This is a genomic window from Aeromonas enteropelogenes, assembly GCF_000819845.1.
Taxonomy (GTDB): Bacteria; Pseudomonadota; Gammaproteobacteria; order Enterobacterales; family Aeromonadaceae; genus Aeromonas; species Aeromonas enteropelogenes.
The window spans coordinates 59,892-60,091 of the sequence record NZ_CDCG01000012.1; the positions used below are offsets into that span (position 1 = coordinate 59,892).

At 66.0% G+C, this 200-nt stretch carries 1 pseudogene; it reads right to left on the bottom strand.

Going from position 1 to position 200, the window contains the following annotated elements:
* Positions 1–200, bottom strand: a pseudogene (locus BN1123_RS04620) (ABC transporter permease); the annotation flags it as partial.

Genomic DNA, 200 nt, shown 5'->3' on the forward strand with positions numbered 1-200 from the left:
GTGAGACGGGGATCGAACTGGCGATAGGGGCCGTGCAAACAGAGATAGACGTAGGGAAACACGAACAGCAGCTGGCTCCAGAGCACCCAGCCCCAGCCAATCCCGCCACCCAGCCAGTCGAGCCCGAGCCGGATGCCAAACAGCAGGCTGGCCTGGGGCAGCAGCAACGGCAGGCAGATGAGCCAGAGCGGCCAGGGGCG